Genomic DNA, 19,143 nt, shown 5'->3' with positions numbered 1-19,143 from the left:
TTATGCAAGTCGTTATCCCAAAACCGCTGCCCGCTTTTGGGCGACATGCATTAGATGTTCGGGGCTTCGCCTGATGTGCCGGTATCGGATCCTCCACGAGGTCTGATCTCCCGTAGAAATGGATTGCTGCGCCGCTCGTCGCCGATGCGGCTGCCCGGGCCGTGGCCGCAGATGAAGCCGACGTCGTCGCCAAGCGGCAATACCTTGTCGCGGATGGAATCGAGAAGCTGCTGATGATCGCCGCCCGGCAGGTCGGTGCGGCCGATGGAGCCGTTGAAGAGGACATCGCCGAGATGGGCGAAATTCTGCGTACGGTTGAAATAGATGACGTGGCCGGGGGCATGGCCGGGTGTGTGATAGACCTCGAATTCATGGGCGCCGAAAGAGATCTTGTCGCCGTCTTTCAGCCAGCGGTCGGGCACGACGTTACGCAATCCTGATATGCCGTATTTCGCGGCCTGGGTCTCGATCCGCTGCAGCAGTGGCAGGTCGTCCTGATGCGGGCCAACCACGTCGATGCCGAGAGCTTCCTTCAGTTCACTGGCGCCGCCGGCATGGTCGAGATGACCGTGTGTCAGCCAGATTTCCTTGATGGTTAGGCCGTTCTGGGCGATCGCCTGCAGGATGAGCGGCACGTCGCCGCCGGGATCGACGACGATGCCTTCCTTGGTATCGGGATCGAAGAAGATCGTGCAGTTTTGCTGGAAGGGTGTCACCGGAATGATGCCGGTCTGGAGCATGCCCATAAGTGCCTCGCTTGGTGTCTCTGCTGCTTCGGGTATAATCCGAAACCGCGGCAAGGACAGCCGGAACCTTGTGCCATTGGCGGTGTGCCTCACGGTAAAAAGACGGACTGCAACAAGAGTTTATGCCCCTTTTCGCCATCGTCGCAGGGCGAGAAAATCGAGTTTTTCCCAATTCTTCCAAATATTTGCATGAAATCTCCCGCAAGTAGTGTTTCGCTCGGCGGAGCACAGGGGAACATCGTGGAACCCCGTGCGTTTTCAGCCCATCGAAACCAAGGAGACGCTCACATGACCTTGAAGAGAAACATTCTGCTGGCAGGCGCGGTGCTGATGGCTAGCGCCGGTCTTGCGCAGGCGGAGATGATGGCGACGACGGTCAACGATCTCAATGTCCGTGCTGGCCCAGGCCCACAATATCCCTCGGTCGGTCTTGCCACCCGCGGCTCCACCGCAGTCCTCGACGGTTGCATCGAAGGCAGCCGCTGGTGCCGTGTCGACGTCAACGGCATGCGCGGCTGGGTTTATGCCGATTATCTGCAGGTCGATCACGGCGGCAGCTCAGTCATCGTCGAGCAGCACCGCACCGAGATCGGCGTTCCCAGCGTGACATACGAGTCGACCGCGAGTGTCGTTCCGGCGGAGCCACAGCCGGCACCGGGCGACGAGTTGCTCGGCCCCGTCGGGTCGGTCGAGACTATCACCCCGCCGGAGACGGTCCGCACCTACATCGACACCAATCCGGGTGAGACGGTGCAGCTTGGCGGCGATGTCGTCGTCGGCGCGGAAGTGCCTGCAGACGTTACCTTCCAGACGATTCCGGACTACGAGTACCGCTATACGAGGATCAACGATCGGCCGGTGCTGGTCGATCCCGGTACGCGCCGGATCGTCTACGTCTATCAATGACGTGATCGACAGAAACTGAGGCGAGGCGGACGTCGGACCGCCTCGTTTCGGGGCGCTTCTCCCTGCCTTAATCCCGCATCGGTTGATTTTTCTTAACGCTTCCTCCGAAATATGATAAAATACTAATACGCCAAAGATCGGCGTAGCTGGGCGATCGGGGAGATCGCCAGAGGAGGAAATCATGGAAGCCCTACTTCCGCTCATCACACAATTGACTGCCGGTGCAATCGGCGGCAACGCCGCGAGCGCCGCTTTGAAGCAGCAGGCGATCAACGTCGTCGCCCGTACGATCGCAGGTGCGATCGGCGGCGTTGCCGGCGGTATGCTGCTCAGCATGGTCGGTGGGGAAGCGGCTATGACCGGCCTGATCGCCGACGGCATCGGCGGCCTGATCGGCGGCGGCATTCTCTCGACGCTCGCCGGACTGGTCATGGCACGGGCGCATAGGTAAAAAGGCCCGGCAGGCGTTTATCTCCAGCGCCGCGCGTCTTTTGAGACGCGCAAAGAACGCTGTAGCACTTTAAATTGCTGCATAATTTTATCCTTAAATCGATTTCGATTTAAGGAATTATGCAGTAGCCGGCCGATTTCCTGAGGGTCTTATTCGGCGGCGATCACCGCCGGATAGACTTCCTTCATGTAGTCGTTCATTTCGGAGATCGTCGACGGCGTGAAGCGGTACGGGCCGGTTTCGGAAACCGGGGTCACTTCCGCAGCCGAACCGGTGAAGAAGCACTCGCTAAAGCCGGGGAGGTCCTCCGGCAGGATCGCGCGTTCGATCACCTCGATGCTGCGGCGTTTTGCAGCCAAGGGCTACGCCGATGCTATGGTGCTCGATTATCGCGGCCAGGTCGCCGAAGCGACCGGCGCATCCCTAACTCCTCCGGCGCTTCACGCGCCATGCCTGTTGATTGTTGTCCCCATTACGTCTTATCCACAGACGCAAGGGGAAATCGCGTGTTGCGTCGGAGTGCCGGACGGGCCTTAGTTTCCAGGAAGTGCCAGGGAAATGAGGAGACCGTGCGGGCCTCCCGCAGAGTTCGCGGAAGCTACGCGGCAAATTTATGTCAATAAAGCTGACATATCTTCGCGAAAGTTTCATGTAGCGCGCGGAAAGAGAAAGGAATGCCGAGTGTCACGACAGACCGGCCCGAAAGCAGGCAAGCCAGAGCCGCTGGGCACGCCGATGGAAGATACTGATATCATCGATTTCGAGATCATCGAGCTGTTCTTCTTCGCCTATCGCGACTTCGTTTCCGATCCGGATGCCATCCTCGAAAAGAGCGGCTTCGGCCGGGCGCACCATCGCGTCGTGCATTTCGTCAACCGCAATCCCGGCATGACGGTGGCTGATCTTCTCGATACTTTGAAGATCACCAAGCAGAGCCTCGCAAGGGTGCTGAAACAGCTGATCGATTCAGGCTATATTCGCCAGGTGGCAGGTCCCGAGGACCGGCGGCAGCGCAAGCTTTATCCGACACAATCGGGACGAGAGCTGGCGCTTGCCCTTGCCGAGCCGCAATCGCGCCGCATTGAGCGGGCATTCGAAGGGGCTTCTGCGGAGGTGCGGGAGGGCGTAAAAGCTTTCCTCAGCGGCATGCGGGACAGACAGAGGGCGGATTGAATGGCGGTCAAGACAGGTATTTCCGACGATGCGGCGCATTTGCTGGTGGTCGATGACGACTCCCGTATCCGCGCGCTGCTCAATCGTTATCTCGCCGAGAACGGCTTCCGCGTCACCGTCGCCGCCGACGGCGCCGAGGCGCAGCGCAAGCTTGCGGGTCTCGATTTCGACCTGATCATCATGGATGTGATGATGCCGGGCGAATCCGGCATCGACGTCACCCGCGGGCTTCGCGCCATCAAGAACGTCCCGATCATCATGCTGACGGCGCTGGCAGAATCGGGCAACCGCATTGAAGGCCTGGAGGCGGGCGCCGACGACTATCTTTCCAAGCCCTTCGACCCGCGCGAACTGGTGCTGCGCATCAACAACATCCTGCGCCGCAACGCCGGCGGCGAGGGACCGAAGATCGAACAAGTGATGTTCGGCCCCTACACCTTCTCGCTGACCCGCAAGGAGCTGAAGAAAGCCAGCGAGGTGATCCGGCTCACCGACCGCGAGCAGGAGATCATGCTGCTCTTTGCACGGCGCGCCGGCGACACGATCCCCCGCCATGAACTGATCGGCAACGATACCGAAGTCGGCGAGCGGACGATCGACGTGCAGATCAACCGGCTGCGGCGTAAGATCGAGGATGATCCCGCCAATCCCGTCTGGCTGCAGACCGTGCGCGGCATCGGATACAGGCTGAGCATCGACTAAACTCAAGGTTCGGGACCGGCGCTGATGGTGACGATCGACAGCTTGCGGCGGGAAGACCGCACTTCTGCGCCGGGCTGGCGCTGGATCGTCCGGTGGCTGCGCCGCCGGCTGCCGACCGGACTTTACGCGCGCTCGCTGCTGATCATCATCATTCCGATGGTGCTCTTGCAATCCGTCGTCGCCGCGGTGTTCATGGAGCGCCACTGGCAAATGGTGACGGAGCGGCTGTCGCTTGCCGTCACCCGTGACATCGCCGCCATCATCGAAATCATCGAGACCTATCCGCAGAACTCGGACTATAGCGAGATCATCCGCATCGCCCGCGACCAGCTCAGCCTGCAGATCTCGATCGAGCCGGACGGCGATCTGCCGCCGCCGCGCGTCAAGCCTTTCTTCTCGATTCTCGATGGCATCCTCAGCGACGAGATCACCGACGAGATCCACCGGCCTTTCTGGATCGACACAGTCGGAAATTCGAACCTCGTCGAGATCCGCATCAAACTCGACAACAAGATCCTGCGGGTGCTGACCAAACGCAGTCAGACCTATGCGTCGAACACCCATATCTTCATCGTCTGGATGGTCGGCACCTCGCTGGTGCTGATCGGCATCTCGATCCTCTTCCTGCGCGGGCAGATCCGGCCGATCCTGACCTTGGCGCGCGCGGCCGAAAGCTTCGGTAAGGGGCAGAAGCCCGATAATTTCTATCCGCGCGGCGCCGACGAGGTCAGGCGCGCCGGTCTTGCCTTCATTCTGATGCGGGAGCGAATCGAACGGCAGATCGAACAGCGCACCGCGATGCTCTCTGGCGTCAGCCATGATCTGCGCACCATCCTCACCCGCTTCAAGCTGCAACTGGCGCTCGCTGGCGACAATCCCGACCTGCATGGGCTGAACGATGACGTCAACGACATGCAGACTATGCTGGAGGCCTACATGGCCTTCGCACGCGGTGAGGTCGAAGAGGATGTCGGCGAGCTGAAACTCAGTGAGATCTTCGCGAAGCTGGAATCCGATTTCGCCCTGCACGGCAAAAAATTCAGCTATTCCATCGAAGGCGATGACGACATATCCGTCAGGCCGAACGCTTTCATGCGGCTCGTCACCAACCTGGCCTCGAACGCTCGGCGTTATGCCAATAGGCTCGACATCGAAGCCAAGCACAACGCCAAATGGCTGACCGTCGTCTTCGACGATGATGGGCCGGGCATTCCTGAAAAGAACCGCGAGGACGTGTTCAAGCCATTCTTCCGGCTGGATACGGCGCGCAACCTGGATGCGTCGGGCACCGGCCTCGGCCTTGCGATCGCCCGCGACATTGCCCGCAGCCACGGCGGCAATGTCACGCTCAGCGACAGCCCGCTCGGCGGGTTGAGAGCAACGATCCGCATTCCGGCTTGAAGGCATCTCGCGCAAAAATGTGCAGCGGTTTTGCGACAACGACATGCGTAAAAACAAAGACATAAAGCGCATGGCGCGAATCTGAAAGATTGCGACGCGCTTTAGACGCCGGCCGCCGTCAGCTTCACGGCTTTGCGCGCATCGAAATCATCCAGGTGTTCGACGATCCAGCGCCAGAGCGTGACGACTTGCATGAGGAGGTCGCGTCCGAGCGGCGTCAACTCATATTCGACGCGCGGCGGCACTTCGGGATAGAGCGTGCGGATGATGAGGCCATCTCTTTCGAGGGTGCGCAGCGTCTGCGTCAGCACTTTCTGGCTGATGCCCTCGACCCTCTCCATAAGGCGCGAGAAGCGCAGGGGCGCGCCGGCATCGGAGAGTACGTGCAGGATGCGCAGCGGCCATTTCGCCGCCGCCCGCTCGATCAGTTCACGGGCCCGCCCATCCTGTTCGTCCGTCATACTGCTGCAGAAATCGAAGATGTCACTGGTCAAGTCAGTTACCTCAAGGTGTGTATAGATCGTCTGGGTACCTTCTTTCGATTGGATACAATAGACCATACATGAGCCGGGAACCAAAGCAGGAGGGTTTCCGATGTTCAGAGTCTGGTTGATAACAGGGAGTTCGCGCGGTCTTGGCCGGGCGCTGGCGGAGGCGGTTTTGGCCTCCGGCGACAATTTGGTGGCGACTGCGCGCGATCCCGGCCAGCTTGCCGATCTTTCCGAGCGGTATGGCGATCAGGTCCTGACGCTGGCGCTCGACGTGACCGACGAGGTGGCGGCAGCGGCAGCAGTCGAGGCTGGTGTGAAGAGGTTCGGGCGCATCGACGTGCTCGTCAACAATGCCGGCTACGGCAATGTCGGCTCGATCGAGGATACCAGTCTTGCCGATTTCCGCGCCCAGATCGAGACCAACCTCTTCGGCACCATTATCATGACCAAAGCGGTCATCGCCCTGATGCGCAGGCGGGGGGCGGGGCACATCATCCAGTTCTCATCGGTCGGCGGCCGGATCGGACCTGCCGGGCGCGGCGCCTATTCGGCAGCGAAATTCGGTGTCGAGGGCTTTTCCGAGGTGCTGTCGAAAGAGGTCGCGCCGTTCGGCATCAGGGTGACGGTGATCGAGCCCGGCGGCTTCAGGACCGATTTCGCCGGCTCCTCGACGGTGCTTGCCGAAGGGCGGCAGGACTATGCGGAGACGGTCGGTGCTACGGTGCGTTTCCAGCGTGAGTACGATGGTCGCCAGCCCGGCGATCCTGCCAGAGCGGCGGCAGTCGTCATCCACATCGCCGGTCTCGACGAGCCGCCGTTCCGGCTGCTGCTTGGCAGCGATGCGGTACTCAATGTCGAAAAGGCGGATGCGGCGCGTATCGAAGCCGATCGGATGTGGCGCACCGTGAGCGTCTCGACCGATTTTGATGCTGAGGCTGAGTTCATGCCCTGGAACAAGAAGACCGGCTGACGCAGGCAAAACAAAAGCGCCGCTGAAAAGCGGCGCTTTGCATCAGGGATATTCGACGATTCAGCCGGCGGTGCAGAAGTGGCTGCGGCCGTCATTGCCGACATAGGTGCCGCTGCGCGGATCGAAGGAGCGGTAGCGGTAAGAGCAGTAACGCTCCCATTGCGGCGACCAGGGCTCCACCGCCGTGCGGACCGGCGCGTAATATTGCGGCTGATCGACATAGACGCGGCGGGGCGCGCGATAGACCGGGGCGGGCTCGTAATAATCCGGCTCGTAGGCCGGGTCGATGTAGCGGCGTTCTTCGTAGACCGGACCATTATTGGCGTTGGCGATGGCCGAACCGACGATCAGGCCGGTGGCAAGGCCGACGGCGCCGCCGACCCACGCATCGTTGTTGCCGTGATTGCCGTGGCGCCAGTGGCGGTCGCGGGCCGACGCTTCACCGATGGCAGAAAGCGTGAGTGCGGCAGCGGTTGCCGTCAGCAGAATGGTCTTGGCGAGCCTGTTCATAAGCATAAATCCTAATCCCGGGAACCGAACGCCGGCCCCTTTCTCGATGATGAGAGAAGTATAGATTTGTAGCTGAACGAAGGCTGAACGACAAAACCCGGCATTGCTGCCGGGCTTCAACTCGAACTCGCCAGCCTTGTTAAGGGTTCAGCCCGCAATCTGCAGATTGACGGCCTTCGGGCCCTTGCCGCGGCGATCCGGCTCCGTGTCGAAGCTTACCTTCTGGTTTTCCGTCAGACCGGCCAGGCCGGAGGCCTGAACGGCAGAAATGTGAACGAAGATATCGGCGCCGCCCCGGTCCGGCTTGATGAAGCCGAAGCCTTTGTCGGTATTGAAGAATTTTACAGTGCCAGTCTCTGCCATGCCTCAGGTCCTTTTCTCTCTGCCCGCCATCCACACGGGCAGCATCATAGCATTGCCTCCTTGCGGAGGTGTTGGCAGGCAATTCTTGAAATGTGAGAAAAAGGTCCCCTCTACCTCGGCCTGTTCCAGGCAGGACTTTCGCCCGCCATTTTCGGAACCGGCTGACCGGAATATTAGCGTTCCCGGCGCGCAAATACTTAAGGACTTCCCATGCTCGCAAAATGCCCGAACGCGCTGAGAGTGCTGCGTTTAAAGGATTTTGGCAAGCAAAAGTTTTTTAACGTGTCGTTCCGGGCACACCCCTGCCGACATCCAATTTGCGAAAAAACGCAAAATTTCCTTCGCTGATAGGGAATGATTAACGTTTTATATCGTCTGCAATATAAGTTCCGAGCAGATTTTCCCAAAAATGCAACGTGAACGCGTCTCTCGCGGCAAATGAATTTTTTTTCCGATGCGTGACTCACCCATATTTGGACGCGTGTTCACGCGGCTGGCAAGCGCCGGCGGGTCAGTCCCGGCACGAGTTCGACTACAAGCATAGCGATAAACATTAGCGCGCAACCTGCATAGCCTGTTACCGGCATCGTCTCGCCGAGCAGCAGGGCGGCGAGTGAGGCGCCAAAGAGCGCTTCGGAAGAAAGGAAGATCGCGGCTTGCGAGGGCGTCGTGTAGCGCTGGCCGATCACCTGCAGCACGAAAGCCACGCCCGAGGAGAAGATGCCGACATAAAGGATCTCCGGCGCCGCGGCCCAGATCGCCGAAAGGCTGACCGGTTCGACGGCTGCGGCAACGGCCAGCGCACAGACTGCGGTGACGGCGAATTGCACCGCGGAGAGCGCAAGCGGCCTTCCGGTCTCCGAAACGGTCGTGCCGGCAAGGGTGATCTGGATCGCCCAGAAGACGGCGCAGACGACGGTCAGCAGATCGCCTGGCGTCAGCGCCGAGAGATGGCCGCCGGACAGGAGATAGATGCCGGTGACCGCCATCAGCGCGCCCGGCCAGATGACCCAATGCGGGGCACGGCGCAGGAAGAACACGGCGATCAGCGGCACGAAGACCACATAGAGGCCGGTGATGAAGCTGGAATTCGTCACCGTCGTCGTCTGCAGGCCGACCTGCTGCGTGGCCGCGCCGCCGAAAAGGGCAAGGCCGATCAGGATATAGAGCTTCGCATGGCGTGCGCTGGTCTTCTCCTTTGCCTTGCGCGCTTCGAAAAGGACGAAGGGCAGTACGGCCAGCGTGGCGACGGCAAAACGCAGGCCGATGAACCAGAAAGGGCCGATCGCCTTCATCGCCGTCGACTGCGCGACGAAGCCGCCGCCCCAGATGGCGGCTGCAAGCAATAGGAGGAGGTTCGCCTTAACGCGCGTCATGTCGTCCTCGATGGGGAAGGGAGATGTGCGCAAGCGGTTAGCAGTTGCGTTTCCTTTCGGCAAGGGTGAAGACTTCGTGCCGGTTGACGGAGGTGAAGGCATGCGAGGCGAAGAACGGAAGCCGGCCGGCGACGTGGCCGCGCCGAGGGCGGCAGGCTATTCCGGCACGCCGCTCGTCAGGAAACTCGGCCTTGCACAGGGGCAGTCAGCCGCTCTTCTCGGCATTCCCGAAACGATCGGCGACATCAATGGTTTCGACGGTTTTGCCTCGGTCGTTCGGGCACTTCCGGAGACGCCCGCACGCGTATTCGACTATGTGCATCTCTTTACGACCGAACGGGCCGTGCTAGAGCGGACCGCGCCTGCGCTCCTGCCTGTTCTGGTGCCGAATGGCATGGTCTGGATCTCCTGGCCTAAGAAGAGCTCGAGGGTGCCGACTGATATCACCGAGGACGTGCTGCGGGAGGTTCTGCTTCCGATGGGCCTCGTCGACATCAAGGTCTGCGCCGTCGACGAAATCTGGTCCGGGTTGAAATTCGTCATCCGCAAGGAACTGCGCGGCGCGTTGTGACGTCTCAGCCGTTGCGGGCCTGCGCTCTGGAGATCCTGAGCAGCGCGCCGTTGTCCTCGTCCGTCACCATCAGCAGGGCGCCGTCGGGTGCGACGACGACGTCGCGGATGCGGCCGTATTCGCCCTCGAACAGACGTTCTTCGGTGACGAAGGCGCCGCCGTCGTCGCGCTGCATGCGCGAGAGCAGTTGGAACTTCAGCGCCGCGACGATGAAATTGCCGTCCCATTCCGGGAACATGGCGCCGCGATAGACGACGAGCGCGCCGGGTGCGATCGAAGGATCCCAATAATGCAGCGGCTGTTCCAGCCCTTCCTTGGCCGTGCCTTCGCCGATCGCGGCACCCGAATAATCGCGGCCATAGGTGATAACAGGCCAGCCGTAATTCTTGCCGGCCTCGGGCTGGTTGATCTCGTCGCCGCCGCGCGCGCCGTGCTCGACGGTATAGAGCTTGCCATCCTTGGCGTCGAAGGTGATGCCCTGCGGGTTGCGGTGGCCTTTCGACCAGATTTCCGGCAGCGCCTTGCCGCCGTCTTTGAACGGATTGTCGGCAGGGATGCTGCCGTCGGCATTGATATGGATGATCGAGCCGGCATCGTCCTGCCAGTCTTGCGAGCGGTCGCGGTCGCCGCGGTCGCCGACGCTGATGAACAGCGAGCCGTCTCGGGCAATCGCGATGCGCGAGCCGTACTGGATGTTGCCTGACGTGAAGCGCTGCATGGTGAAAACAGGCGTCACGGCGTGAAGCGTCTTTTCGTCATTTGAAAGCGTGGCGCTGAAGGCTTCGGTGCCGGAGCCCCGGCTGTTGGCGATGGCGGCGGTGAAATAGAGCTTGCGAGATGTTGCAAAGTCCGGTGCGAGCGCCACGTCCATCAGGCCACCCTGGCCACGGGCGCTGACCTTAGGCACGCCGCCGATCGGGTCGGAGAGCTTGCCGTCGCGGACGATGCGCATGCGGCCCGGCCGCTCGGTGACGAGATAGGCGCCGTCGGGCAAGACCTCGACCGCCCAGGGATGTTGGAGGCCGTCGGCAAGCTTGTCGACCCGCACCGCGAGATCCTGCGTGTTGATGGTGTCGGCCGCATCCGCCGACACGGTGCCGAACAGAACCAGCGCTGCGGCGAAATGGAAGGCGGACATTCTCTTCATCGTGCATCCCCGTCGTCTCTCAGGCTGAACGTGGAGCGGGCAGGCGAGAGCTTCAACCCACATTCGACCTGCAATAACGGCTTTGTGTTTACCGGTTGAACCGATCCCGTCGCGCAGATTCAAAAGAGGTAGAGCGTCCTTTGTGCGTCCAAGCGGACGCACGGCGCTCTAGCCATCGACCAATTCCGCCTCGAGGATGTAGCGCAATGGCCCGCGTTCCGTCGCGTCGAAGGGCCAGCAGGTGGTCAGCACCAGGTGGCGGCCATCGGAGGAGGGATCGATGCCGCTTGCATCCCACGGGGCGATGCGGCCCTCGCCGGCCTTGAAGGTCAACAGTTTGCCGTCGCGGCGCGTGACTTCAATCGTATCGCCGGGCCTTATATATTGCAGCCAGCGGAAATGCGTGTCGCGGTGGGCGGCAATGACGGAGGTGCCTTCCTCTCCGGGCTGTGGCGTGTTGACGAGCCAGGCCGGACCGAAGGCGAGAGCTTCGCCGGAGGCGCCGGAGAGCACGATCGCCTCCTTGCCGAGGCGCGGGGCGCGAACCTTGGCCTCGGTGGTGAAATCCGCCCAGGGCCAGGGTTTTGTTTCTTCGCCCCGCAATTCGGCGGCGAAGGCGCGTTTCAGCAGGATCTGGGAAAGCTCCGCCTTCGCCTTCAGCAGGAAGCCGTCGCCGATCAGCGCCAAGCCATAGAGGGCAAGGCCGGCGATGGCAAAGGCGATTGCTTTTTCGATCGAGGAAAGACGCCAGAGGAAGAAACCCTTCTTCTGGCGCATCTTCGGCCGGTCATAGGCCGTGGCGGCGGCCATGGCGAGTTCCAGATAGGTCGGAAGCGGCTCGAATTCGGCCGCTTCCTCATTCTGGCTTGCAGAGAGCCTAGAGACCATTTCGCTTAGCTCCGACGGCGATAATGCCCTTGAGGCGCCGCCGCCAGACGGCCAGGCCGCTTGCCGCCATCAGCGCGAGGAGCAACATGGTCAGCCCGCGGATGATCTGCTCGTCGGCGCGCGTTGCCGTCTGCGGCAGGTTCACGGTCGTGCTTTTTTGCGCGATCATGGTGGCGGCCTTGGCGGTCGGGGCTGCAGCCATCATGTTTGCGATCTCAGGCGATGCGATGAGTTTCTGTGTTTCGGCCGCAGCCTGCTCCGGTCCGGCGCTTCCCGTAGGCGTAGCCGAGCCATGGCGCTCTGCGTCGTCACGAGGGGCAGGGTTTTCGCCTAGGACCTTATCAAAGTCCCAACCTTCCGGCAGGTTGAGCGGCAGCTTGGTCGAGCCGAGCGGCTGATCGACCGGGCGAGACGGGGTGACATCGACGGCAACAAGGCTGGTGACGCGGGAGACGAGGTGATGGGCGAGCGCGACGGTCTCGATATCCTTGTCGAGCGCGGCCGGATCCTGACGTTCATAGGCGCGCGCCTCGAAATCGTCGATCTTGCGCCGCGCCCAGAGCTTGGAAATGCCGTTGCCGTTGGCGGCATTGGCGATATCTATCTCGACGCGCCAGGGCTGCTCGCCTGTCTTGCCGAAGATCTGCAGCTTGCCGGCGGGCTTATCGTCAGGCAGTCGCGCGGTCAGCACGACAGGCTCGCCGCTATAGAGGTCCGGCATCGGGTTCGGCGTGATATCCTCGGCAGCGATGCCTTCGAAGGTTGCGGCGATATCGGTCATGGCTGGGTTCTGCAGCTTGGCGAAAAGCTCGCCCATGCGGCTCGCCACCTGATCGGTCGAGCCGATCGCCGTAAAGGTGCCGCGGCCGACTTCGGCGGCCTTGGTCATGAAATAGGTGTTCGGCGCCGAGCCGATGCCGACGGTGAAGACACGGGCATCGCCGCGGTTTGCGGTGATCTCCTGGAAAAGCTGCTGTTCGTTGCCGATCGCGCCATCCGTCAGGAACACGACCTGGCGCAGCGCTCCGGTTGCGACCGGTCCCTGGTTACGCAGCGCAGCCTGCAAGGCAGGTAGCATTTCCGTGCCGCCGTCGGCAGTCAGGCCTCTGACATAGGCAATCGCCTTTTCGCGATTGTCAGGGGTGGCAGTGACGAGACCCTTGAAATAATCGGTCATCGTATCGTCGAAACGGATGACGTTGAAGCGGTCGTCGGCGTTCAGCTTGGAGATCGCAAGCGCCAGGCTCTGCCTTGCCTGCTCGATCGACGGGCCGGACATGGAGCCGGAATTGTCGATGACGAAGACCACCTCGCGTTTCGCCGGCGGCGCTGCCGTATCGGGGGCAATGGGCGGGGTAACGAAGGCGAGCAGATAGGTCTTACCATCAATCACTTCACGGAAGAGGCCGGCACTCGGCACCTTGCCGGGGGCGGCCTTCCAGGTGAGCTCGAAATCCTTGTCGGCGGGAACGGAGTCCGCCTTCAGGCTGATCGTTCTCGCCTGGTCGCCGTCCTGGCTGATATCGACCGCGTGGAAGGAGGATTTGACGTCGCCGAGCGGGAAACCGGCCTTGAGATCGACGGTCAGCGAAACCGGATTGATCCTGGCGTTCTCACGCGGGTCAAGCACGGGGGCTTCGATCTTGTCGCGGTTTTCCACCGGGTCTCGCGGTGTGGCAAAACCGGCGCCGTTGTTGAACTCGACGGTCTGGACGATCGGCGCCGGATTGTAGCGCGGGGCGACGACCATCGGGAAGTGCAGCGAGAACTCGCCGCCCGATTGGTGGATCATCTGCTGATACTCGATCTGGACGACGATAGTTTCGCCGGGACCGATATTGGCGACCTGGTTGGTGAAGATGTTCGGCCGCTGTTGCTCGAGCAACGCCGTCTTCTTGCCCTCGGCCTTGGCCTGCTCGTAGATCTCGCGGGCTTCCTGGCGCGGCTTGATCTGGCCTTCGATGAAGCGTTCGCCGATCTGCATTTTCAGGGTGTCGACGGCGGAATTGTCCGGCAGCGGAAAGACGTAGGTGCCCTCGACCCAACCCTGGCTCGGATTCTGGAAGCGTTGCGTCACCTTCACCCTGGCGATCGGGCCGGAGACATCGATGGCGACATCACTCTTCAGCCGCGGCGCTTCGACATAGAAGCCCGGCTCCTTCGACGGAAAGAGCAGCGAGCCGCTGCGGACGTCGTTCGGCCGGACAAGTGCTGCGAGCTCAGCGGATGCCTGCGGCGTCTCGGCGGCGCGGGCGGCGGAGGCAAGTCCCAGCACCGCGGTGATGCAGGCCGCAAAGATAGTGAATGCAACAAGGACTGAAACGGAAATTCGGCGCGCGCGAATGCGCCCTATGGCAAACTCATCTTCCAGAAACATTGGCATACCCTCAATAACCAATTTCGGATGCCGGATGATGCGGCTTCGATCTCGGCGCGCTCGCGACCGAATTGCGGCGTGGCGCGGCATTTGTTGCGGCTTATTCGTGGCGATGGCCGAATTCGACGATGCCTCTGATTTCAGGGGATAAATCCGGATGACTTCAGAGATTGATTCAAGATCTGCGCATGGCGTTTCGACCAGGTGACGCAAGCCTCTCCCAAGGGGGCGGCATGCCGGGCTGATGGCGCGGCGAACCGATCAATAAGAATCATGCCACCATGACGCCTTTCCGCTTGAAATGCCGTCATACATTGGACATAGAGCTAACCGCAGAACTCCGGTCCCGGCTTTCTGCCCGTTTCAACCATTAGGACCGTTATCATGGCTTTCCTTGCCGATGCTCTTTCCCGTGTGAAGCCTTCAGCCACCATCGCCGTCTCCCAGAAAGCGCGCGAGCTGAAAGCAAAAGGACGTGACGTCATTGGCCTCGGCGCCGGTGAGCCGGATTTCGATACGCCCGATAATATCAAGAAGGCGGCCATCGACGCGATCAACCGCGGCGAAACGAAGTACACGCCGGTTTCCGGTATCCCGGAATTGCGCAAGGCGATCGCCGCCAAGTTCAAGCGCGAGAACGGCCTCGACTATTCCTGGGAGCAGACGATCGTCGGCACCGGCGGCAAGCAGATCCTCTTCAACGCCTTCATGGCAACGCTGAACCCCGGCGACGAAGTCGTCATCCCGGCGCCTTACTGGGTTTCCTATCCTGAGATGGTGGCACTGTGCGGCGGCACGCCGGTTTTCGTTTCTGCCACCCAGGAGCATAACTTCAAGCTTCAGGCGGCCGATCTCGAAAAGGCGATCACGCCGAAGACCAAGTGGTTCATCTTCAACTCGCCGTCCAACCCGACGGGGGCCGCCTATACGCATGACGAGCTGAAGGCGCTGACGGATGTGCTGATGAAGAATCCGCAGGTCTGGGTGCTGACCGACGACATGTACGAGCACCTGACCTATGGCGACTTCAAGTTCGTCACGCCTGTGGAAGTCGAGCCGCAGCTTTACGACCGCACGCTGACGATGAACGGCGTCTCCAAGGCCTATGCGATGACCGGCTGGCGTATCGGCTATGCGGCCGGCCCGATCCAGCTCATCAAGGCCATGGACATGATCCAGGGTCAGCAGACCTCGGGTGCGACGTCGATCGCCCAGTGGGCGGCTGTCGAAGCGCTGAACGGCACGCAGGACTTCATCCCTGAGAACAAGAAGATCTTCGAAGGCCGTCGCGATCTCGTCGTTTCGATGCTGAATCAGGCCAAGGGTATTGTCTGCCCGGTGCCGGAAGGCGCCTTCTATGTCTATCCCTCGTGCAAGGGTCTGATTGGCAAGACCGCGCCCTCCGGCAAGGTCATCGAGACGGACGAGGATTTCGTCTCCGAGCTGCTGGAATCGGAAGGCGTCGCCGTTGTTCACGGTTCGGCCTTCGGCCTCGGCCCGAACTTCCGTATCTCCTATGCGACTTCGGAAGAGCAGCTCGAGGAAGCCTGCCGCCGCATCCAGCGCTTCTGCGGCGCCTGCAAGTAAGCGGGTTTTCAAAAACACCGATCGAAGGCCTGCCGGCGACGGCGGGCCTTTTTGTTTGCGGCGACGTTGGGCTGGCGCTGCGATTATCCCTCACATCCCGATTCAACATGCTGCGGAGTTGATTCCGCTTTGCCTCTCAAGTCGTTGAAATCCGATTCAAAACGTGACGCAGAGTGACGGTCCGGCGGGTGATCTGCGGTTGCGGGTTGGCATCAAACCAACTAGATATCCGGCATCAAGTTTAAGCGCCGCTTCGGGAGGCCGGGATTTTGCAGCAGAGTGCCGTGATCGTCTGTTCGGATGTCAACATGCTGCCTGCCGCCTGCTGCACCCTGCTTTCCGTCAAGCGCAATCTCTCAGGCTCTGCCGTGGAGTTCCTGCTTCTCGGCATCGACCTCAAGCCGAACGAGATCGCCGAGGTGGGAAATTTCGCGCGGCTGCATGACATGGCGATCAGGGTGCTGCCCTACAATACGCCGGATACGGCGCTGCAGGCGCGGGGCCGCTGGTCGGGCGCGACATTGGCGCGACTCTACATGGATCTGCATATACCCGATCATATCGAGCGCCTGCTCTATCTCGACGCCGATGTGCTGGCGGTTTCGCCGGTCGACGAACTCTTCACGAGAAATTTTCAAGGCAAAGCGCTGGCTGCGGTCGACGATTATGTCATGGCCTTTCCTGAAAAGGCCGGTGCCCGGCAGCGGAAGATCGGCATGCGCGAGGGCGGCCGCTATTTCAATGCCGGCGTGCTGCTGTTCGACTGGTCGGCCTGCCGGGAGAGGGAGCTTTTTGCGAGGACACGGGAGATCTTCGAGGAGCGGTCGCATCTTTTCGAGAATAACGACCAGGATGCGCTGAATGTCATCTTCGACGGCGACTGGCTGGTGCTCGGTCCGCGCTGGAACACGCAGACGGGCCTGCTGCCCTTCGTCGACCGGCCGGCGATCCTTCATTTCACCGGCCGGAAAAAGCCGTGGCAGGCCACCGTGCCCTGGGTGCACCGGCGGATGGCCAAGCACTATATCGAGGATCTCAGCAACACACCGTGGGCCTCTTTCTGCGGGCAGCCGTCAATGGCGGGTCGAGTTGCGGGTTTCTTCTCGCATTTGGGAAAGCGCATCGGCGGGCTGACGCGGCTGGCACGAACGCGCGCCTATTTCAGCAACAGCTAGTAAGGCGGGCAGAGCGCATCGTCCTTGGAAAGTGCATGTGAGCCGGTATGGAAGCAATCCCCAGTGATACGCAGAGTGCCGCCGCCGCAGATGGCGGCTTCAACGTCCTGATGCCGGAGGCGTGGAAGGCGTTGCTGTCCCCCTATTCCCACGTCGTGCTGGTGGCAAACAGCGAGGCGGTCGATTTCGGACGGCTGCGAAGCGAATTGCCGGAGACAGCGCTCTACGTGTTCTTCAACAATGTTTATAAGGTGCTCGACGAACCCTTCGCCGGCCATGCGGTGCTGATTGCCCGCAGCGGCGTGATGGGCGCCAATATCGTTCACCGGCGCGAGGTGGTGGATGTCCTGCGTTTCTTTGCCGGCGACGATTTTCTGGGCGTCGTCAACATTCGCGTCTCCCCGGAGGAGAACTTCAGTGACGCGAGCGGCTTCAAGGGCGCCAGAACCCGCCATCTCGATCTGACGCAAGTGCTCGGCGACCTCTATCCGACAGGCAAAATCGCGACGAGCGGCTTTGCGATGGCGCTTTGGCTTGCCGAGTTGCAACTGCCGGGCAAGATCCTGCTCGCCGGCTTTTCGGCCAAGAGGAGCGAGAAGTGGAAGGTCTTCGACGTGCACGACTGGACGTTCGAGCAGATCTTCCTGCGTCTCTTTGCCAGGATGGGCACGATCTCGATGATGGGCGGCGTGGACGCCGGCCCCTATGCGGCACTCGCCAAACGCTTCCCACAGGTGCCGCCGATCGAGATCGCGATGACTGCGGCTGAAGTTCTGTCGGAACGGCTCCACAATGCGAACGGCCAGATCGACAGGCTGATGTCCGTCACCAAATCGATCCGCGCCATTGAGGGTTTCTTCCGGCGCTTCAAGCCGAAAACCCGCAAGCAGCGTTTCCTCGAAAAGTCGAAGGAATGACTGTCGAAAGCCCTCCCCAAAGGCGAGGCTGTCGAGAAAGCTGTCTTTGAGCTAACGTTCCGCGCGCGGATGGCTGCTCTCCATTCCCCTGTCGGGGAGAAGGGGAGCCCTCAAAGTCCCAGCGCCGTCAGCATGACGAAGGTGGCGAAGAGGATGAAATGCGTCATGCCCTCGATGGCGTTGGTCTCGCCGTCGTTGAGGTTGATCGCGGCGGCAATCAGCGTGATCGCCACCATCACCGTCTGCACCGGGGTCATCGCCATGATGAAGGGCTGGCCAGTATAGAGCGCGATCGCCTCCATGACGGGCACCGTCAGGATGACCGTCGACAGCGAGGCGCCCATGGCGATGTTGACCGTCGCCTGCATGCGGTTCCTGAGTGCCGCCCTTAATGCGGTCAGGATCTCGGGGGCCGCCGAAATCGCTGCGACGACGACGGCGGTCACGGCGATCGGCGCGCCGCTGTCGCGCAGGCCTTCGGTCATGAAGGCCGCCATGAACTCCGCCAGCAGGCCGATGATGACGACGCCGACGAGAATGGTGGCGATCGAGATTGCAGTCGACTCGTCGGCGCCATGCTCGTCCGGAGTTTCTTTCTTCCGTTCGGAGCGCGGGTAGCTGTAGCTGAAGAAATAGCTGTGCTGGCCAACCTGCATGCGCAGGAAGAGGCCGTAGAGCGCGATCATCGCGACGATGGTGAAGGCGGAATAATAGTGCCATTTGTCGCTCGGCACGAATTCCGGCACGATCATCGAGATGCCCATGGCGGTGAGGATCATCACGCCGTAGGTCTTGCCGGAATTGTCGTTATAGGGCTGTTCACCGTGCTTGAGGCCGCCGAGCAGGGCGGCAAGGCCGAGAATGCCGTTGATATCGAGCATCAGGGCCGAGTAGATCGTGTCGCGCACCAGCGTCGGCGAACTCTCGCCGCCCATCATGATGGCGAGGATGATGACTTCGACGGCAACAGCCGAGAGCGTCAGGATCATCGTGCCATAGGGATCACCGACCTTGACGGCGAGCAGTTCGGCATGATGGGCGACGCGGATCGAGGCGAGCACGATGGTGCCGACCAGGACGACGGCTGCGATCAGCGCGACCCCGCGCCCCATCCCAATCACGGCGTGTTCCAAGAGATAGGCGATCGCTGCAACGACAAGTGCGGCGACCAGAAACTTTTCTTCTTTAAAGCGTGACGCGATCCTCAAGCCTCACCTCCTGTCCAGATTCACGCATTTTTATCTAAGTCGCTGATTTCGCCTATCAAGCGAGCTCCGGTCGAGTGCCATTTGCAGTCTTCGGCGTTTAATGGAATACTGAACGTCATCGGGGCCGGAAAGCAGATCGCGGCGTCCTCGAATTCTCGTCAAGCGGCCGCGATGATCCGGATCC

Annotated in this window: 19 protein-coding genes and 1 pseudogene; 10 read left to right on the top strand and 10 right to left on the bottom strand. The window is 61.2% G+C overall.

Annotated features, from left to right (window positions below; genetic code table 11):
• Nucleotides 1-50 precede the first annotated feature (50 nt).
• Nucleotides 51-746, bottom strand: coding sequence for an MBL fold metallo-hydrolase (locus U5G49_RS15610; protein ID WP_193443461.1), 696 nt, complete (start codon nt 744-746; stop codon nt 51-53).
• 288 nt (nt 747-1,034) lie between these two features.
• Between U5G49_RS15610 and U5G49_RS15605 the strand changes: the two genes are divergently transcribed.
• The gene (locus tag U5G49_RS15605) at nt 1,035-1,652 is read left to right on the top strand and encodes a DUF1236 domain-containing protein (protein WP_026188479.1); all 618 of its coding nucleotides are present in this window, start codon (nt 1,035-1,037) and stop codon (nt 1,650-1,652) included.
• 181 nt (nt 1,653-1,833) lie between these two features.
• Nucleotides 1,834-2,103, top strand: coding sequence for a hypothetical protein (locus tag U5G49_RS15600; RefSeq protein WP_193443463.1), 270 nt, complete (start codon nt 1,834-1,836; stop codon nt 2,101-2,103).
• A gap of 149 nt (nt 2,104-2,252) precedes the next feature.
• Here the strand turns inward: U5G49_RS15600 and U5G49_RS15595 are convergent.
• A pseudogene (locus U5G49_RS15595) lies at nt 2,253-2,456 on the bottom strand (branched-chain amino acid aminotransferase); the annotation flags it as partial.
• Nucleotides 2,457-2,784: 328 nt separating this feature from the next.
• On the opposite strand from U5G49_RS15595, the gene U5G49_RS15590 reads away from it, so the two are divergent.
• From U5G49_RS15590 to U5G49_RS15580, 3 genes are read left to right on the top strand one after another with little or no spacing between them, the layout of a single operon-like run.
• Nucleotides 2,785-3,276 carry a MarR family winged helix-turn-helix transcriptional regulator gene (locus tag U5G49_RS15590; RefSeq protein WP_018243022.1) on the top strand — a complete coding sequence of 164 codons (492 nt, stop codon included), beginning with the start codon at nt 2,785-2,787 and terminating at the stop codon, nt 3,274-3,276.
• Nucleotides 3,277-3,978 (top strand): response regulator, encoded by a 702-nt coding sequence (locus U5G49_RS15585; RefSeq protein WP_003581129.1) that lies wholly within the window; start codon nt 3,277-3,279, stop codon nt 3,976-3,978.
• Nucleotides 3,979-4,002: 24 nt separating this feature from the next.
• Nucleotides 4,003-5,379, top strand: coding sequence for an ATP-binding protein (locus U5G49_RS15580; RefSeq protein WP_018243021.1), 1,377 nt, complete (start codon nt 4,003-4,005; stop codon nt 5,377-5,379).
• A gap of 101 nt (nt 5,380-5,480) precedes the next feature.
• On the opposite strand, the gene U5G49_RS15575 is transcribed toward U5G49_RS15580, so the two are convergent.
• Nucleotides 5,481-5,939 carry a winged helix-turn-helix transcriptional regulator gene (locus U5G49_RS15575; protein ID WP_113542335.1) on the bottom strand — a complete coding sequence of 153 codons (459 nt, stop codon included), beginning with the start codon at nt 5,937-5,939 and terminating at the stop codon, nt 5,481-5,483.
• 34 nt (nt 5,940-5,973) lie between these two features.
• On the opposite strand from U5G49_RS15575, the gene U5G49_RS15570 reads away from it, so the two are divergent.
• Nucleotides 5,974-6,840, top strand: a complete 867-nt coding sequence (locus tag U5G49_RS15570; protein WP_131703959.1) for an oxidoreductase — start codon at nt 5,974-5,976, stop codon at nt 6,838-6,840.
• Between the two features lie 60 nt (nt 6,841-6,900).
• Here the strand turns inward: U5G49_RS15570 and U5G49_RS15565 are convergent, their stop codons facing one another.
• The 3 genes from U5G49_RS15565 to U5G49_RS15555 all read right to left on the bottom strand — a co-directional run bounded on the left by U5G49_RS15565 (nt 6,901) and on the right by U5G49_RS15555 (nt 9,089).
• Nucleotides 6,901-7,356 (bottom strand): BA14K family protein, encoded by a 456-nt coding sequence (locus U5G49_RS15565; RefSeq protein WP_026230703.1) that lies wholly within the window; start codon nt 7,354-7,356, stop codon nt 6,901-6,903.
• Nucleotides 7,357-7,497: 141 nt separating this feature from the next.
• The gene (locus tag U5G49_RS15560) at nt 7,498-7,713 is read right to left on the bottom strand and encodes a cold-shock protein (protein ID WP_003561293.1); all 216 of its coding nucleotides are present in this window, start codon (nt 7,711-7,713) and stop codon (nt 7,498-7,500) included.
• A 485-nt stretch (nt 7,714-8,198) separates the two neighbouring features.
• The gene (locus U5G49_RS15555; protein WP_193443465.1) at nt 8,199-9,089 is read right to left on the bottom strand and encodes a DMT family transporter; all 891 of its coding nucleotides are present in this window, start codon (nt 9,087-9,089) and stop codon (nt 8,199-8,201) included.
• 100 nt (nt 9,090-9,189) lie between these two features.
• On the opposite strand from U5G49_RS15555, the gene U5G49_RS15550 reads away from it, so the two are divergent.
• Nucleotides 9,190-9,660, top strand: a complete 471-nt coding sequence (locus U5G49_RS15550; RefSeq protein WP_026230701.1) for a hypothetical protein — start codon at nt 9,190-9,192, stop codon at nt 9,658-9,660.
• Between the two features lie 4 nt (nt 9,661-9,664).
• Here U5G49_RS15550 and U5G49_RS15545 read toward each other — a convergent pair whose 3' ends face one another.
• From U5G49_RS15545 to U5G49_RS15535, 3 genes are all read right to left on the bottom strand, one after another.
• Nucleotides 9,665-10,807, bottom strand: coding sequence for a PQQ-dependent sugar dehydrogenase (locus U5G49_RS15545; RefSeq protein WP_193443467.1), 1,143 nt, complete (start codon nt 10,805-10,807; stop codon nt 9,665-9,667).
• Nucleotides 10,808-10,975: 168 nt separating this feature from the next.
• Nucleotides 10,976-11,695: a class GN sortase gene (locus U5G49_RS15540; RefSeq protein ID WP_193443469.1), complete on the bottom strand. Its 720-nt coding sequence runs from the start codon at nt 11,693-11,695 to the stop codon at nt 10,976-10,978.
• Nucleotides 11,685-14,072: a marine proteobacterial sortase target protein gene (locus U5G49_RS15535; RefSeq protein WP_193443471.1), complete on the bottom strand. Its 2,388-nt coding sequence runs from the start codon at nt 14,070-14,072 to the stop codon at nt 11,685-11,687. Before U5G49_RS15535 ends, U5G49_RS15540 begins: the two co-directional genes overlap by 11 nt.
• A 384-nt stretch (nt 14,073-14,456) precedes the next feature.
• Between U5G49_RS15535 and U5G49_RS15530 the strand changes: the two genes are divergently transcribed.
• The 3 genes from U5G49_RS15530 to U5G49_RS15520 all read left to right on the top strand — a co-directional run bounded on the left by U5G49_RS15530 (nt 14,457) and on the right by U5G49_RS15520 (nt 17,751).
• Nucleotides 14,457-15,659 (top strand): pyridoxal phosphate-dependent aminotransferase, encoded by a 1,203-nt coding sequence (locus U5G49_RS15530; protein ID WP_018243012.1) that lies wholly within the window; start codon nt 14,457-14,459, stop codon nt 15,657-15,659.
• Between the two features lie 269 nt (nt 15,660-15,928).
• A complete protein-coding gene (locus U5G49_RS15525; protein WP_193443473.1) occupies nt 15,929-16,834 on the top strand; it encodes a glycosyltransferase family 8 protein in 906 nt (301 codons plus the stop codon).
• Between the two features lie 47 nt (nt 16,835-16,881).
• Nucleotides 16,882-17,751, top strand: coding sequence for a 3-deoxy-manno-octulosonate cytidylyltransferase (locus U5G49_RS15520; RefSeq protein WP_130652827.1), 870 nt, complete (start codon nt 16,882-16,884; stop codon nt 17,749-17,751).
• 110 nt (nt 17,752-17,861) lie between these two features.
• Here U5G49_RS15520 and U5G49_RS15515 read toward each other — a convergent pair whose 3' ends face one another.
• A complete protein-coding gene (locus U5G49_RS15515) occupies nt 17,862-18,959 on the bottom strand; it encodes a calcium:proton antiporter (protein ID WP_130652826.1) in 1,098 nt (365 codons plus the stop codon).
• Between the last annotated feature and the right edge of the window lie 184 nt (nt 18,960-19,143).

This window comes from Rhizobium indigoferae, from assembly GCF_034554815.1.
In the GTDB taxonomy this organism is placed as follows: Bacteria; Pseudomonadota; Alphaproteobacteria; order Rhizobiales; family Rhizobiaceae; genus Rhizobium; species Rhizobium leguminosarum.
Note: the sequence above shows the minus strand (reverse complement) of the source record. Positions and strands in the feature narration are given on the sequence as shown.

Bases quoted from the DNA above. Each gene is read 5' to 3' on its own strand.
- U5G49_RS15610 (WP_193443461.1), bottom strand. From the start codon at position 746: ATGGGCATGCTCCAGACCGGCATCATTCCGGTGACACCCTTCCAGCAA.
- U5G49_RS15605 (WP_026188479.1), top strand. From the start codon at position 1,035: ATGACCTTGAAGAGAAACATTCTGCTGGCAGGCGCGGTGCTGATGGCT.
- U5G49_RS15600 (WP_193443463.1), top strand. From the start codon at position 1,834: ATGGAAGCCCTACTTCCGCTCATCACACAATTGACTGCCGGTGCAATC.
- U5G49_RS15585 (WP_003581129.1), top strand. From the start codon at position 3,277: ATGGCGGTCAAGACAGGTATTTCCGACGATGCGGCGCATTTGCTGGTG.
- U5G49_RS15580 (WP_018243021.1), top strand. From the start codon at position 4,003: ATGGTGACGATCGACAGCTTGCGGCGGGAAGACCGCACTTCTGCGCCG.
- U5G49_RS15575 (WP_113542335.1), bottom strand. From the start codon at position 5,939: ATGGTCTATTGTATCCAATCGAAAGAAGGTACCCAGACGATCTATACA.
- U5G49_RS15570 (WP_131703959.1), top strand. From the start codon at position 5,974: ATGTTCAGAGTCTGGTTGATAACAGGGAGTTCGCGCGGTCTTGGCCGG.
- U5G49_RS15565 (WP_026230703.1), bottom strand. From the start codon at position 7,356: ATGCTTATGAACAGGCTCGCCAAGACCATTCTGCTGACGGCAACCGCT.
- U5G49_RS15560 (WP_003561293.1), bottom strand. From the start codon at position 7,713: ATGGCAGAGACTGGCACTGTAAAATTCTTCAATACCGACAAAGGCTTC.
- U5G49_RS15555 (WP_193443465.1), bottom strand. From the start codon at position 9,089: ATGACGCGCGTTAAGGCGAACCTCCTCCTATTGCTTGCAGCCGCCATC.
- U5G49_RS15550 (WP_026230701.1), top strand. From the start codon at position 9,190: ATGCGAGGCGAAGAACGGAAGCCGGCCGGCGACGTGGCCGCGCCGAGG.
- U5G49_RS15545 (WP_193443467.1), bottom strand. From the start codon at position 10,807: ATGAAGAGAATGTCCGCCTTCCATTTCGCCGCAGCGCTGGTTCTGTTC.
- U5G49_RS15540 (WP_193443469.1), bottom strand. From the start codon at position 11,695: ATGGTCTCTAGGCTCTCTGCAAGCCAGAATGAGGAAGCGGCCGAATTC.
- U5G49_RS15535 (WP_193443471.1), bottom strand. From the start codon at position 14,072: ATGTTTCTGGAAGATGAGTTTGCCATAGGGCGCATTCGCGCGCGCCGA.
- U5G49_RS15530 (WP_018243012.1), top strand. From the start codon at position 14,457: ATGGCTTTCCTTGCCGATGCTCTTTCCCGTGTGAAGCCTTCAGCCACC.
- U5G49_RS15520 (WP_130652827.1), top strand. From the start codon at position 16,882: ATGGAAGCAATCCCCAGTGATACGCAGAGTGCCGCCGCCGCAGATGGC.